This is a genomic window from Halobacteriovorax sp. GFR8 (genome assembly GCF_050955245.1).
Taxonomy (GTDB): domain Bacteria; phylum Bdellovibrionota; class Bacteriovoracia; order Bacteriovoracales; family Bacteriovoracaceae; genus Halobacteriovorax_A.
Genome location: NZ_JBPBLR010000002.1, coordinates 2546291 through 2561826, shown reverse-complemented (window position 1 = coordinate 2561826; position 15536 = coordinate 2546291). Strand labels below are relative to the sequence as shown.

General features: G+C 37.7%; 13 protein-coding genes. 8 read left to right on the top strand and 5 right to left on the bottom strand.

From position 1 onward, the window contains the following. Positions 1-233 precede the first annotated feature (233 nt). Positions 234-2432 carry a catalase/peroxidase HPI gene (gene katG / locus ACRXC1_RS12815; protein WP_433659361.1) on the top strand — a complete coding sequence of 733 codons (2199 nt, stop codon included), beginning with the start codon at positions 234-236 and terminating at the stop codon, positions 2430-2432. 46 nt (positions 2433-2478) lie between these two features. Further along, positions 2479-2919, top strand: a complete 441-nt coding sequence (locus ACRXC1_RS12810) for a plastocyanin/azurin family copper-binding protein (protein ID WP_433659359.1) — start codon at positions 2479-2481, stop codon at positions 2917-2919. Between the two features lie 127 nt (positions 2920-3046). Here ACRXC1_RS12810 and ACRXC1_RS12805 read toward each other — a convergent pair whose 3' ends face one another. From ACRXC1_RS12805 to ACRXC1_RS12795, 3 genes are all read right to left on the bottom strand, one after another. Further along, positions 3047-4990: a hypothetical protein gene (locus ACRXC1_RS12805; RefSeq protein WP_433659357.1), complete on the bottom strand. Its 1944-nt coding sequence runs from the start codon at positions 4988-4990 to the stop codon at positions 3047-3049. A 184-nt stretch (positions 4991-5174) separates the two neighbouring features. Continuing rightward, entirely contained in the window at positions 5175-5546 is a 372-nt protein-coding gene (locus ACRXC1_RS12800; RefSeq protein WP_433659355.1) for a hypothetical protein, read from the bottom strand. Between the two features lie 16 nt (positions 5547-5562). Then, positions 5563-5766 (bottom strand): hypothetical protein, encoded by a 204-nt coding sequence (locus ACRXC1_RS12795; protein WP_392858733.1) that lies wholly within the window; start codon positions 5764-5766, stop codon positions 5563-5565. 145 nt (positions 5767-5911) lie between these two features. On the opposite strand from ACRXC1_RS12795, the gene acnA reads away from it, so the two are divergent. The 5 genes from acnA to ACRXC1_RS12770 all read left to right on the top strand — a co-directional run bounded on the left by acnA (position 5912) and on the right by ACRXC1_RS12770 (position 12798). Next, a complete protein-coding gene (acnA, locus tag ACRXC1_RS12790) occupies positions 5912-8539 on the top strand; it encodes an aconitate hydratase AcnA (protein ID WP_433659353.1) in 2628 nt (875 codons plus the stop codon). A 152-nt stretch (positions 8540-8691) separates the two neighbouring features. Continuing rightward, positions 8692-9510 (top strand): methyltransferase family protein, encoded by an 819-nt coding sequence (locus tag ACRXC1_RS12785; RefSeq protein ID WP_433659351.1) that lies wholly within the window; start codon positions 8692-8694, stop codon positions 9508-9510. 96 nt (positions 9511-9606) lie between these two features. Then, on the top strand, positions 9607-10200 hold the full coding sequence (locus tag ACRXC1_RS12780; RefSeq protein ID WP_433659349.1) for an energy transducer TonB: 594 nt from the start codon (positions 9607-9609) through the stop codon (positions 10198-10200). A gap of 79 nt (positions 10201-10279) precedes the next feature. Then, positions 10280-12301 carry a TonB-dependent receptor domain-containing protein gene (locus ACRXC1_RS12775; RefSeq protein WP_433659347.1) on the top strand — a complete coding sequence of 674 codons (2022 nt, stop codon included), beginning with the start codon at positions 10280-10282 and terminating at the stop codon, positions 12299-12301. Between the two features lie 14 nt (positions 12302-12315). Continuing rightward, positions 12316-12798, top strand: a complete 483-nt coding sequence (locus tag ACRXC1_RS12770) for a hypothetical protein (protein WP_392912432.1) — start codon at positions 12316-12318, stop codon at positions 12796-12798. A gap of 6 nt (positions 12799-12804) precedes the next feature. Here ACRXC1_RS12770 and fumC read toward each other — a convergent pair whose 3' ends face one another. Together fumC and ACRXC1_RS12760 are read right to left on the bottom strand one after the other, a co-directional pair. After that, complete coding sequence (gene fumC / locus ACRXC1_RS12765) at positions 12805-14193, bottom strand: class II fumarate hydratase (protein ID WP_433659345.1); 1389 nt, start codon at positions 14191-14193, stop codon at positions 12805-12807. Positions 14194-14274: 81 nt separating this feature from the next. Then, on the bottom strand, positions 14275-15075 hold the full coding sequence (locus tag ACRXC1_RS12760) for a TIGR02147 family protein (protein WP_433659343.1): 801 nt from the start codon (positions 15073-15075) through the stop codon (positions 14275-14277). Between the two features lie 111 nt (positions 15076-15186). Between ACRXC1_RS12760 and ACRXC1_RS12755 the strand changes: the two genes are divergently transcribed. Beyond that, positions 15187-15468, top strand: coding sequence for a hypothetical protein (locus ACRXC1_RS12755; protein ID WP_433659341.1), 282 nt, complete (start codon positions 15187-15189; stop codon positions 15466-15468). Positions 15469-15536: the final 68 nt, after the last annotated feature.

The window sequence follows — 15536 nt, the reverse complement described above, 5'->3', positions numbered from 1 at the left end:
AATACCCTCGATACACTTTTGTATTGAGGGTAATCTTTCAATTTTCCTCATCATACCTAATCATTCTATTTATTTACCAATCCTTTGACCTATTGAGTTGATAGTTAAGAAAAATTAAGTTTGTGCTTCTATAGCTAAAATCTATTCTGGTATAGGAAAAATATATTATCTTTAGACCTGTCTCTCATCGATACTGATTGCATCGAAAACATAGATTTTCAAAGGAGCTAAATATGAAAAGAAAAATACCTTTGCTAATTGCTACCGTAGCACTTTTGAGTTGTGCATCTAATTCAAATGAAAATATGGGACAGCAATTTGCAAGCGGTGAAGCCAAGCCAAATAGTTTTTGGTGGCCTAGCCGAATCGATTTAACACCTCTTAGGCAACATTCAAAGGAGTCAAGTCCACTAGGGCCAAAATTCAACTACGCGAAAGAATTTAAAAAACTAAATCTATCTGCAGTAAAAAAAGACATCAGAAAAGTATTAACGACATCTCAAGACTGGTGGCCAGCTGACTACGGTCACTATGGGCCATTCTTTATTCGTATGGCCTGGCACAGTGTTGGTACATATAGAAGTCACGATGGCCGCGGAGGTGGCGGTGGTGGCCAACAACGTTTTGAACCACTTAATAGTTGGCCAGATAACGTTTCACTAGATAAGGCCAGGAGGCTACTTTGGCCTATTAAAAAGAAATACGGAAATAAAATCTCATGGGCCGACTTAATGGTTCTTACTGGGAACGTATCTCTTGAAGATATGGGATTTAAAACAATTGGTTTTGCTGGTGGCCGTGAAGATGACTGGGAAGCCGACCTTGTTTACTGGGGGCCAGAAACTCAGTGGTTAGCAGGAGATAAGAGATATAAAGGTGAGCGTGAGCTTGAAAGACCTCTTGCGGCAGTTCAGATGGGATTAATTTATGTTAACCCTGAAGGACCAAACGGAAAGCCAGATCCATTACTAGCAGCGAAAGATATTCGTGAAACATTTGGAAGAATGGGAATGGATGATGAAGAAACTGTTGCTCTAATTGCTGGTGGTCACACTTTTGGTAAGGCACACGGTGCTCACAGGCCACAAGATTGTTTAGAATCTGATCCAGCGGGAGCTCCAATCGAGAACCAAGGCTTTGGTTGGAAGAATAAGTGTGGAAAAGGTCACTCTGAAGATACAATCACTTCAGGACTTGAAGGAGCTTGGAATGCAACTCCTACTCAGTGGACAACAGGCTATCTCGATAATTTATGGGCCTTTGATTGGAAGCTCACTAAATCACCAGCGGGAGCACATCAGTGGGTTCCAACAGATGAAGGAGCCGCCGATATGGTTCCTGATGCTCACTTAAAAGATGAGCGTCACGCTCCAATTATGTTCACAACAGACATCGCTCTTAAGGAAGATCCTGCTTATGCAAAAATCTCTAAAAGCTTTTTAGATGATCCAAAGAAATTTGAGTATGCATTTGCTAAAGCTTGGTTCAAGCTTACTCACCGTGATATGGGACCACAGGCTCGCTATATTGGTAAGGAAGTTCCGAAGGAGTCGTTTAAATGGCAAGATCCAACTCCTAAAGGGAAGAAGGTTTCTAAGACAACAGCTTCGGCAATTAAATCTGATATTTTAAAGTCAGGATTATCTGTATCTGATCTTGTTAGAACTGCTTGGGCATCAGCATCTACATACCGTGGAACTGATATGCGTGGTGGTGCTAATGGTGCACGTATTCGCTTGGCACCTCAAAAAGATTGGGCCATTAATAAAGTATCTAATGTAGATAAAGTCATTCCTAAGCTTGAAAAAATTAGTAAAAGATATGGAGTCTCTCTGGCCGACACAATTGTTCTTGGTGGTGCAGCTGCAATTGAGAAGGCTTCTGGTAACAAAGTTAAGGTACCATTTGTTTCTGGGCGAGGTGATGCGACCCAAAGACAAACAGATGTAACTTCATTTGCTTATCTTGAGCCAAAAGCTGATGCTTTCCGCAACTATTACGCTGAAGAGTCAGGAAGAACACCAATCTATATGCTAATTGATAAAGCAAATATGCTGGGACTAACTGTTCCTGAAATGACTGTTCTTGTCGGTGGGATGCGTGCTCTTGATGCAAATGCTGATGGATCAAAAAATGGTGTTTTCACGAAGCGTCCTGGAAAACTTACGAATGACTTCTTTGTTAACCTTCTAACGATGGACAATAAGTGGACGAAATCAAGCACACCTGGTCTATACAATGGTGTTGATAGAAAATCAGGAAAGGTTAAGTACACAGCAACTCCAGTTGACCTAGTATTTGGTTCTCACGCAGAACTAAGAGCTGTCGCAGAAGTTTATGCTTCTAATGATGGTCAGAAAAAATTCATGGAAGACTTTGTTAAGGCTTGGACTAAGGTAATGCAGGCCGATCGCTTTGATCTGAAAAGATAAGATAATATGCCTGGCCGAGTGAAACAACTCGGCCAGTTTTTTTTATATGAAAACTATCATTTTAATAATCTTCATTCTTGTTCTCCAAACTTCTTTTGCTAAGGAATATATCGTTCATGCAATTGATGTAATGGATGGACACTCCATGGTTTTCAAACCAAGCTTTCTTCATATCGAAATTGGGGATAGCGTTAACTTTATTCCTCTTAAGGGACATGGCCATCAACCACAAATGATCTTCGGTCCGGAAGGACAAAGTCCTTGGCGTGCTGATAAAGGTAAGCCTATCAAGGTAAAATTTGAAAAAGAAGGGATACATATTTTTAATTGTAAATTTCACTTTGTAATGGGAATGGCTGGAATTATTCAAGTAGGAAAGGCCACTAATTACCAAGAAGCAAAAGACTTCATTAAAAATTATAAGTCAAAGATTGCGATTAAGAAAAATCGCATCGATGAGATATTTAATAAAATTATTATTCCTTGAAGGAATCTTTTGTATAGCAATTATGAATTTCTAAACAAGTCGCTTATTTTGTAAGATAAAAAATGGAGGCATTGTGAAGAAAACATCATTTGGTTACATCAAATCAATTCTTTGTTATGAGTGAGTACTACAGGCCGTAGTACTTACTCATCCAGTAAATTAGTGTAATATCATAGCCAGGGTTTTCATCTGCGGCCGCACCTCTTTTATCATAACCAACAGTATAAGGCTCTCTTTGCCACATAAATGAACCACCAGGGTGGCGATGTCTGATATCAAGAGCATCCGCAGAGATCGACATAAAACCTTTTCCTCCGTACTCAGGGTATTGGACAAGCTCGATATCCTCAAGTGGTGGTTTTACAATACTTACATTCCTTGGCGAACGCTCTAAGAAACGCACAAGGTTTTCTTGAATGCGCGTGATCTTTTCCTGAGAAACAGCTTCAGGGTTAAAAGAATACTCAATTAAATTAAAGAAAGAATTGTCGTGATGACCTGTACTATACTTAATGACTTTATAAGACCTAAGCATGTCCGCACGACGTTCTTGATCTTTTTCTAACCTAAAGTAGTTATAAAAGTGCATATTAAGCAGGTTGAATTTGTAATACTTATTAACATTATCCTTGGCCGTAATATTATGAAAAATATAGGCCGTCTTGCTAAGCTCTGACATACGGTTGAGCTCTTGCGTATACTGTCCTGGGAACATATGTTCGCCAATGACAAGCATATTAAGTTGCTGCTCAGGGCTTCCAAACCAAACTGTCGGTGCGATAACTTTTGCGGGTGTGATAGTGATTTCACGGTCCTCAGATATCGTCCAATTATTTCTTATTAGATAATCAAGCATCATACGATAATATGAAGCGGCCTTTGTCTTAATCTCTTCATCTTCAATTAAGTCATAAGTAATTGTTAGGCCAAAGATAATTCCAGTATACTGATCTCTTGTAATACCTTTTTTCTCGTGATGGTTAACCCATTTTTCACCTTTGTAGTCGACGATCTCATAATCAAGGGGGTCTCTGTCTTTCATTAGAGCACGGCCGGCCATACTATTAAGTGGCTGAGCAGATCTTGAAAGGAGGCCGCTAAAGCCATTTACACCAAGTAGGTTTCCAATTCCTTCTAGATTTGTCCTGATATTATTTAAGGCCTTCTCATTTTGTGAAACACTATAACGAAAGGCCTGTGAAGCAAGATAGGCTCCATTCCAAATCGCTGCATCTGAAAATGTACCGAAGCCAACAACTTCACCCTTTGTTCCTTGTCCATTCGGCCCATAGGCATCAAACCAAGAGATATAGTCATTTTGATTATATCTAAGGTTTAAAACTGTTCCATTTATCATATGCTTTTGAGCAATTTTATCTTCGATATTCTCAATCGTTTCCTCTAGGTCCGAAAAACTATATCGAGGGGGAGACTTAAGGCGTTCTGGTGTTGCTTGCCTAAAACGCTCGTTTAGGACAAATACTGTTTTAAGCTGTTCGCTACCTTGAATAAGGAGCTTATCAAAAGACTTGTTAATCTTCTTTTTTAATACTTTCTTGGCCGCAACAAGAATACCATTTATCAGAACATTAGAAGCTTTAAGATCAATTTTTAATTTTTTATCGATGGTATCAATTGACTTCACTCTAATGACGCTATTTTCGTCTCTGACGTAGTTGATAACGTATTTAAACTTAAGCTCCTTAATATTTAGCTTAATAAGTTTTGTCATACGAAACCATTTCGTTTTATATCTTAAGCGAGCTCTAAGCTTTAACTTCCACTTATTTGAGTCCGGAATCCCGACAACAATTTTATTATCTGTAATCTCATAGAACTCAATCGGGAAGTCGAGAATATTGGTTTCAGCAATATTTGCGCTCATAAGCTTTAAATTGCTACCAATTTCTTTATTGTTAAAATTCTCTTTAACTTCTTTATTGATATTGAAAATAATATCTTTTTTGAAACCATTGAATAATGACTTTAATTCGTTGTTGAGAGTGCTTTCATGAGAAAACGCGAATGAATAACTTTGCACTAAAACGGCAAGGAATAAAAAGTACTTCATATTACTATCCTATGTATTACAAATTAAAATTTTTATCCCTAAGTTAATTTGGAAAAACTATAGTAGTTCAAATTGTTTATTGCAAATATGATAGGAGACTTTTGGAGTAGAAACTGTCAAAAGTAAGAAACTTAAGAAAAATTAAGTAATCTGACCAGTTTCCTGGTCAGAATGGCATCACTTATTAGTATTTAATTAGAGTTTTTGTATCCATGATAAACTCACCATCGCGATCAGGCGAGTAGACACGGGCCTTCCCGTGAGTATAGATCTCAAGAACGATATCGACTTCATTATATTTGTCGATGACTTTATCTTCGACACAGATCTTTTCAAAACATTCAACAGATTTACCTAGCTGCGCATATGGGAAAGAATATGTACCTGGCCCATGGGCAAGATCTACTTCTACCATATCCTTTACTTTATCAAAGCTAGTTACAAACCCTGACCAGCCAAAGATATCCATGACCTTATCATCTTTACAAAGCGACTTGTAGCACTCACTAGCAAAAATAGGCATTGCTAATAATAAAATAACGATTACTTTTTTCATTTAAAACTTCCTTGTTCTATTCCTTAGAAAATGTATCAACAAATTTTTTGATTTCATCAACGTGCTCAAGAATATACTTGGCCTTTGTTAAACCAAAGCTCATAACAGTACCGTACTTTTCCAGTTCGTTACCTTCATCATCGACTTTATAAATTTTAAAAATCTTATTGCCTTTAAACTCTTCAACACCGACGTTATGCGGAGGTAATTCGTAACTCATATACATTCCTTATTAGTCTAGTTAATTACTCTTATTCTATCACTTAAATCAAAAAAAAATAAATGATAAAAATTTAATATCATTAATATTTATCCGAAAAGTAAAATATAGAAAAACATTTTTAAATTTATATCAAGGGTTCTTCATGGAAAATATGGCCAAAGAAATAGAGATGTTATTAGAGCTAGAAAACGAAAAACTTTCATATGTAAGTCTTAAAAACTTATGTGAAAAGTATGATGTCGAGTTAGAAACTCTTCCACATACCATTAAAATTCTAATTGAGAATATCGCTAGAAGAGTTGATGGAAAGGATGTGAAGTTAACTGATGTTGAGGCTTTAGTTAAGTGGGGAAGTGGTTACGATAAGAATGCATCACTGGCTTTTATGCCCGCACGTGTTTTAATGCAAGATTTTACGGGAGTACCTGCTGTCGTTGATTTAGCAGCAATGAGAAGTGCCATGGCTAGAGCAGGTGGCGACCCGAAGAAAGTAAATCCTTACGTAGGGGTTGATCTTGTTATCGACCACTCTGTCCAAGTTGATAATTTTGGTAATGCACAAGCTTATGAAAAAAACCTTGCGCTTGAATATGAAAGAAACGCTGAAAGATATGCTCTTTTAAATTGGGCACAGCAAGCTTTTCAAGACTTTCGTGTTGTTCCTCCTGGCATGGGAATTTGTCACCAGGTAAACTTGGAACATCTTGGTCATGTTGTCCAAAGAAAAAAAGGCTGGGCCATTCCTGATACTTTAGTTGGGACGGACTCTCATACGCCTATGATTAATGGACTAGGAGTTCTCGGATGGGGAGTTGGTGGTATCGAAGCAGAAGCGGCAATGCTTGGGCAACCGATGTTTCTACCTGAACCAATTGTTATTGGTGTCCGAACTAAGGGAACTCTTCCGGCCGGTGCTACTGCTACTGATTTAGTACTAACACTTACTGAGATGTTACGAACTCACGGTGTTGTTGGGAAATTTGTTGAATTCTTTGGAGATGGTCTAAGTAATTTAAGTATCGCAGATCGCGCAACTCTTTCAAATATGTCTCCAGAATTTGGTGCGACAGCAACGCTATTTCCAGTGGATCAAGTGACTCTCGATTATTTAGTTATGACTGGTCGAGGTGATAAGGTAGAACTAGTCGAAAAGTATTCAAAAGAACAAGGGCTATTTAGAAGAGATGGAGATAAGGAACCACAATTTAGTGAAGTCCTAGATCTCGATTTAAGTCTTGTTGTTCCAAGTTTAGCTGGACCAAAGCTTCCTCAGCAAAGAGTTGGTCTTGATAATGCTCGTCAGTCATTTGATGATAATTTTAAAGTCGAAAAAAATGATGGCAAAGTTATCAAACACGGTGATGTTGCAATCGCTGCAATTACAAGTTGTACAAATACTTCAAACCCATCTGTGATGTTAGCAGCAGGTCTTGTGGCAAAGAAGGCCGTTGAAGCCGGTCTCAAAACCAAACCTTGGGTTAAGACTTCTTTAGCTCCAGGTTCTCGAGTGGTAACTAATTACTTAAAAAAAGCTGGGCTTTTACCATACCTTGAAGAGTTAGGCTTTAATCTTGTTGGTTACGGTTGTACTACTTGTATCGGTAACTCTGGGCCACTGCCAGAAGATGTTGCTAAAGATATTACTGATAATGATCTTGCTGTTGTTTCTGTCTTGTCCGGAAATCGAAATTTTGAAGGACGAGTACATAGTCAGATTAAAGCTAGTTATTTGGCTTCTCCTCCTCTGTGTGTTGCCTATGCTCTGACTGGAACATTTCTTTGCGATCTATCTAGTGAAGCAATTGGCCAGGATGCAAATGGTAAAGATATTTACCTTAAAGATATTTGGCCGTCTGCAACCGAAGTTCAAGATCTCATTTCTTCCTCTGTAAGCTCTGAACAATATGAATATGAGTATGGACGAATCTTTGCAGGAGATGAAAAGTGGAAGAGCATGGCCGTTCCTAAAGGAGACCTCTTCGAGTGGCAAGATGACTCAACTTATGTAAGAGAACCAGACTTCTTCGTAAATCTACCTGAAAAAGTAGCACCATTAGAAAATATTAGTGATGCAAGGGTTATGTGTTTACTCGGTGACTCAATTACAACAGACCATATTTCGCCGGCAGGAACGATTGGAAAAGATTCTCCAGCTGGTAAGTACTTAATAGAACAAGGTGTTTCGCAAAAAGATTTCAATAGCTTTGGTTCACGACGAGGAAATCATGAAGTTATGATTCGTGGGACATTTGGAAATATTCGCTTAAGAAATGAAATGGCCCCAGGGACCGAAGGGCCTTGGACAACCCATTTACCAAGTCGTGAACAAATGAGCATTTATGATGCTTCTAAACGCTATCAAAAAGAGGGAGTTCCTTTAATTGTTGTGGCCGGGGGAGCATATGGATCAGGTAGTTCTCGCGATTGGGCAGCCAAAGGAACAACTCTCTTAGGGATTAAGGCCGTTCTTGCTGAAAGTTATGAGAGAATCCATCGAAGTAACCTTGTGTGCATGGGTGTACTTCCTTTGCAGTTTAAAGAAGGTCAAAATGCAAGGTCTCTCAAGATCACAGGTCTTGAAACATTTTCGATCGAAGGGATTGAAGAGGGAATTACACCTCTTAAAGAGCTTTCAATTAGGATGAAACGTGAAGATGGTAGTGTCGAGAATTTTGAAGTCATTCTAAGAGTCGATGCTCAAGCGGAAGTCGATTACTATATACATGGTGGTATTCTGCAAATGGTTCTAAGAGAGATGCAAAGTAATTAAGAATTTATAAAAAGCCAATTTTTACTAATTTGTCTAAACTTACTGTGCAATTAAGTGTTTATACTTATTTCGTATGGCGATTTTGGTGCTCTACTTCCGTGTTGTTATTCAATTTATAATGAAGGAACTCACAACAACATAGGAAGGATAATATGACGAACAAAACAGGTGTTTTAGCATTTGGGGTGATTAGTTATTTAGTAGGCTTTTCCGCTCTCGTTGGTTGGATCGGCAGCATGTTAGGTTTAATTCCATTTCAATATGGAATTGTGGATTACACAACGGACTCTCTTGGTAGTGCATTTGCTATTGCCATCGGTCTTACAAGTTTATTTGCGATTCAACATACAGTAATGGCCAGGAAAAGATTTAAAAAATTTATAAATCAATATATTCCAGCGGCCGCTGAACGATCTCTCTATGTAATGATGTCTGGAATCACACTTCATTGTGCCATTTTATTTTGGCCAAAAAATGGTGTTGTTATGTGGAGTATTGAAAACACAATGGCCTCAACTCTCATCATGAGTATTGGAGTTGCTGGATGGGCCTATCTATTTGTTGCAAGCTTTGCTTTAAATCACTTTGAATTATTTGGCCTAGAGCAAGTTTATAACTATTATCGAGGAAGGCCAGTTCAGCGTGTCCCTTTTCAAGAGAGCTGGATGTACAGCTTTGATCGTCATCCTATTATGACAGGTGCTCTTATTGGAATGTGGTTTACTCCTGAGATGACTGTTGATCACTTAATGTTTAGTGGAATTTTTTCTGCTTATATTGTCGGTGGGGTTTCTATTGAAGAAAGAGATCTTGTTAGGCAATGGGGGAGTCGCTATATGGACTATCGAACTCGTGTGAAAACCATTATTCCAACTTTTGATATCATTGGTCCAAATGATATCAAGGCAAGCGAAACTAAACAAAAAGATCAAAAGAAAGAAAAAGCTGGGCAAAAGAAGAAAGCCGCTTAGTCTTGAGGGAGCCTTAACTCCCTCTTGCTTATTGAAAATTCTTCATGAATAGAAAAGCATTTGTGAATTTAAGTCTATTTGGTGATAATAAGGGCTATGCGCAAGAATCGTTTTCTCTATTCGACAATTATTTCGATAGGAATTCATGGACTATTAATATTTGGGACAGCTTCAGCTTTGAAGCCAAAGTCTTCGAATACGCATTTTTCAACAAATCAGGCCCAGGCCATTCAGATTAGACGATTAGTGAAGGTAAAGAAAGTTACTGAATCACCTAAGAAGCTCATTCAAAAAAAGGCCCGCTCAAAGCAGCTGGTAAAGAAGACGGCCACCAAAGTAGTTGAGCAGTCCCTAGAGAATACTCCAGTGATTAAAAAAGTCGTCGATGCTGGAGAGGCTAGTGAGAAGGCAAAGTACCTCAAAACGATTAGAGATCAAATTCTTGCCCAGAAACGCTATCCAAAAGTGGCCAAGATGTTAAAAAAACAAGGGGTTGTTGATATCTACTTTGAGGTTTCGTATCCAAGCAACCTTTCTAATATTCAAATTCAAAAGGGAAGTGGTCATGCCATTCTCGATAAGTCGGCCCTTGAAACAATAGAGGCCCTTGGGGATCTTCCTCATATGCCAGACTTTCTAAAGTCAGAAGTTCTAAAGGTCGCAATTCCTATTAAATATGAATTATTGTAATCATAGTAACGCACTGTAAAAACTAACTTCTTTATTAAAACCATTCCAAAAATCAGTTCAAATATGATAGTTTGCCTGCATGATAAAAAAGTTTGATGGCCAATACAGACTCGTCTTTCTGGGCCTTCTCACAAATTCACTTATCTTTGCGCAAGACGTGAACCGTCTTGAGTCGATTTATATTACCGATGAGGTAGAGGTCTATGAAGATGGGCAAAGTGCTGCTTTAGGATTACAGGATGAGATTTCATCTGATGACCTTGAAGAAGAAGTCGCTCAAAGTATTGATGATGTTTTAAAGAATACATCTGGTGCTACAACTAAGGGCGGTCCACGCGCCATTGGCGAAACCCCACAAGTTCGTGGTCTCGAAGCAAATAAGTTATTTGTAAATATCGATGGTGTAAAACAAACTTTTTATTTTTCAAATCACAACTATTCTCATCTTGCAGTTGATCCAGATAGCATTAAAAAAGTAGATATATTTAAGTCAAATACAGATTACTCACAAGGAATTAGTCTTGGTGGTGGAATGTCTTTTGTGACTAAAGATGGACGCGACTATCTAAATACCGGTGAAAAGTCTGGGAGTATCGTAAAGTATTCTTTTGAAGAAGCTTCAAATATGAATGCTGAGTCTGTGAAAACTTTTGGACTAATGAGTGGTGGAGACTATCTTCTGAGCGCTAGCTTTAAAGATTCAAAAGATCTCAAACTTAGCGATGAGACTACTTTAAAAAATTCTGCTTTTGAAACATATAATATTTCAACGAAATTTAATTTTGATTTAAAGAATTCTCAAAAAATAAAGCTTAGTGCAGAACTTTATCATCTTGAAGATGAATCTCCGCTAAATGCAACTCTTGATCCACCAAGTGATCTGACAACTCTTCACGGAAAAACGATCATAAAGCGTGAGTCTGTTAGTGCCGAGTATAAGCGAAAGGGCCTTGTAGGAAATCTCTATTTCTCTGAGCAATTTAATATGCAGGAGCGTGATAGTGATGGCCGTAAGGAAGAGAGAAATATCGAAACAATTGGTACTCGATTAAAAGATCAACTCGTTTTAAGAGATGATTTAAAACTTGTTATCGGTGCTGACGCAACAGTTGATAAGGTAACTGGTAAGAGTACAACTGGTAGTGTTTCAGATTATCCAGATGGTCAAATTACTGAAGCCGCGGCTTTTGCTCAGCTGGATTATAAAATAGGCGGACTTAGTATTGCACCAGGTGTCCGTTTTAGTGACTATAAGCTTGAGTCAAAGGATTCAAGATTTAAGGATGTAAAAGATAATAATCTTTCTTCAAAAATCTTAGTGAATTACGAATACAATGGTTTTAATTTCTTCTCTAACTTTGCACAAGGTTTTAATTCACCAGATGTTCAAGAAGTCTATGCTACTGGTCTACATCGTCCAGGAGATGGATTCTTTATATCTGATAACTACTTTGTGACAAACTTAGACCTTAAACCAGAAACATCAACCACACTTGAATTTGGAACAGAATTTAAGAAGCAAATCTTTTCTGATTTAGATCTTCTTACATTTAGGGCAAGCGGTTATGTCTCAAAGGCCCGTGATTATATTGATCAAGAGATTATTGATTATGCCATTTTTGATGGAAAAAATGGAACAACTCAATTTGTTAACCGTGATGAAGTGACTCTTTATGGACAGGAGTTTGACCTTAGGTATCTATATGATCAAGTTGAGTTTGCTATCGGTTATTCGCGAAGTGTTGGTTGGGACAATTCAAGAAAGATGTGGCTTTCTAATATGCCAGCAAATACTTATACTCTAGGATTCAATTATCACCTTGATCAATATGGTATAAAACTTGGCTACGATGCTCTAATGGCCATGAAGCAAGATCGTGTAAATCCTGCTTCCCTTGAAAGAACAACGGCCACAGCTGGTTATACACTTCATAATATCTTTGCTTCAAAAGAGTTCTCTTCTGGAGTGCTTAACGGTCTAAAGGTGACGACTAGGCTTGATAATTTAACTGATAAGTCATATCGAAGACACGGCTCTTATATTCATGAAGTTGGTCGAAATTTTAAAATGAGTATTCAATATAAAATAAAGCATTTTTAATAAACGGAGTTTCAATGAAAACAATTTTAGCATTCTTAATGGCAACATCAGCAATTGCAATGATCCCTCAAGGTACATATCTTCTTGATCGTATTGAGTGTACGACAGGTGAGACACTTAAACTTGGTGGAGCATTTATGAGATATAATGTGACTCTTAAGGTTGAAGAAGAAAAAGCTGAAATGACGGCAGTTGCAAAGAGCGCAAAGTGGGCACCATACTTACTAAATTGTACTCAAGTTAATTCAGGTGAGTTTAAGTATGTTGGCCCAGGTCAGTATCAAGGTGGACTTGAAATGACTAAAGTTAAATGTAACCTTGGTGTCTGGGAAGGAATTTTAAAGAAGCAACACTTTGGTGTTGAATCAAATGGATCAATCTTTGACTATGAGTATAACGATGGAAAGCTTGTCCTTAGTGTGAAAGACACTTTTACAAATTATAAAACATGTCGTGAAGCCGGCGGTTCACCAATTTATCACTACAATAAACAATAATATCTTTTATAAAGGTTGTGTCATCTTAGATGGCACAACGTATTTGTCAAAATCATCTGCACTTAAAAGTCCTAATTCAATTGCTGACTCCTTAAGAGTCGTACCTTTAGTATGTGCATTCTTTGCGATCTTAGCAGCGTTATCATAGCCAATATATTGATTAAGAGCGGTGACTAACATAAGTGAGTTATTTAGGTTCTTTTCTATATTCTCACGATTGGGGACAATTCCACTAACACAATTCTTGTTAAAAGAATCCATTGAATCGGCAAGTAATGTGAGAGAGTGTAGGAAGTTGTGAATCATCACCGGCTTATAAACATTGAGTTCAAAATTACCTTGAGATCCAGCAAATCCGATGGCCGCATCATTTCCTAAAACTTGCACACATACCATCGTGATGGCCTCACATTGTGTGGGGTTTACTTTTCCTGGCATGATTGAAGACCCCGGTTCATTTGAAGGAATAGAGATCTCTCCAATCCCACATCGTGGCCCACTAGCAAGCCATCTAATATCATTTGCAATTTTCATTAAGGCAATTGCAAGTCTTCTCAAAGCACTTGAACCTGCAACAAGAGCATCATGTGCTGCAAGGGATTCAAACTTATTAGGTGCAGTAATAAATTTTCTTCCCGTAATTTCTGAGATTTTTTGTGCCACAAGTTTTGCATATTGGGGGTGTGTATTAAGGCCTGTTCCAACAGCAGTTCCTCCTAGTGCAAGTTCTCTTAGATTTTCAATTGAGTGAATAATATCTCTTCTTGCTCCTTGAAGCTGTGCTTTGTAACCAGAAAATTCTTGTCCAAGAGTAAGAGGCGTAGCATCCATTAAATGTGTTCTTCCTATCTTTACGATATCTTGAAATTCTTCAGTTTTCTTTTCAAAGATTGTGATAAGGCCATTTAGTGATGGGATTAATCGATCTTCAATTTGTTCAACAGCTGCAATATGCATCGCCGTCGGGAAGGTGTCGTTTGATGATTGTGATTTATTGACATCATCATTGGGGTGAATTGGTTTTTTTGACCCCATGATACCGCCACTAATTTCTATAGCGCGATTTGAGATAACTTCATTTGCATTCATATTTGTTTGTGTTCCTGAGCCCGTTTGCCAGATAACAAGAGGGAAGTGCTCATCAAGCTTTCCCTCTATAACTTCATTAGCGGCCTGTATAATAAGAGCGGCCTTTTCTTTTGGAAGTTTTCCTAGTTCTAGATTTGCAAGAGCTGCACCTTTTTTTAGAATTCCAAGGGCCCTTATCATTTCACGTGTAAAATGGTCTTTGCCAATCTTGAAGTTTTGCAATGAACGTTGAGTTTGTGCTCCCCAGTAGCGAGAAGATTCAACTTTAACTTCACCAATACTATCTGTCTCAATTCTAAATTTCATCACAATTCCTTTATTATTGTTTAGATTCTAGTACAGAAACTTAGTGGGCCAAATCTTAAGAAAGGTTAAGTATGGAATTTTCTATAACTCAAATAGATCTAAAGTGAAGACAACAGGGATTTCTTCCCCTGTTTCGTTTAAGACGACTTCAAAATCTTCAAGTAGCTTTAATACTTTTTCTTTTAGCACGGGTAGATCTTTTCTCGAAATACCAAGTAGACTTGAATAATGAAGATCATTTTCTTTCACATCATCAACTGACTCCATGGCCTTTTGTCGCCAGTTAACATGATGGCGTGGAAGCATATCTGAGCCCTGGGGGAGATGAATTCTCGTACTACCAATGGCAAGGTGGCCATTAGAGTCTATCATGACAAAATTTTTATCAATTAGAAAATCAAGAGCATCCTTAACAATTTTAATACTTAACTTTAAATGAGATGCGATCTCATGAGCTTCATTAAATGCTGGAAGGGCCGTTAGAATATGAATTGCAACATAGTACCAGCTTGAGTAGTACTTCATTTGATCTTCACTGGTAAGTGTATTAGAGGCCTTTATTCGATTTTTGATTTCTTTACGCTTATTCTGTATTTCATTAATTTTTTCTAAAAAATATTTCTCTAGTTCCACACTACCGGCACGGTCTTTTTGTACCATGAGAAGAAAATAGTCTTTTTCTTCATCTGTTAATTGTAGATAATTTGATGCTTTAATTGCATGCTCTAGCGAGAGGTGTGAGCGAAATGTGAGTACCTGGTTGATAAAGGAGAGCTGACAATTTAGCTCTTCGCTAAGGGATTTCCTCGTTAAATTCTTCGACCTTCGGCCAAGGCATTCTCTTAGGTATTCTCTATATTCGGTAAAATCATAAATATTCATATGTTAGTATTTTATAACATAATAAGTAACAAAGTTATAACTTTTATATAGAGTTGTGTCATTTGTTTAGATATAAAGCCTTCACAATAATAAATACCAATGGAGGCATAAATGAAAACAATAACTTACGTATTAATTTCTTTAATCTCACTTTCTGTGGCCGCGGCCAGCGCTTCAGATCTAAAGTCCCAAGTTCTTACAGATCAGCTACATATTGAGGAAGAGTTTCTCATTAATATTGAGCCTGAATCACTTGAGTGCTTTTCTAAGAATGAAAGCATTGGATATTGTTTTGTTCAAGGTGATCTAAATGCACCAAACTCAAGTTGCGACTTTATGATTTCAGTAAGTGCATCTTCATATAATGTGCTCACGCTTCAATGTGAAGAGTAGTTGTCTAGTTCCCAGACAATGGACGTAATTATTTCAAAAAATCAGGTGCATCATTTAGTTGATGATAA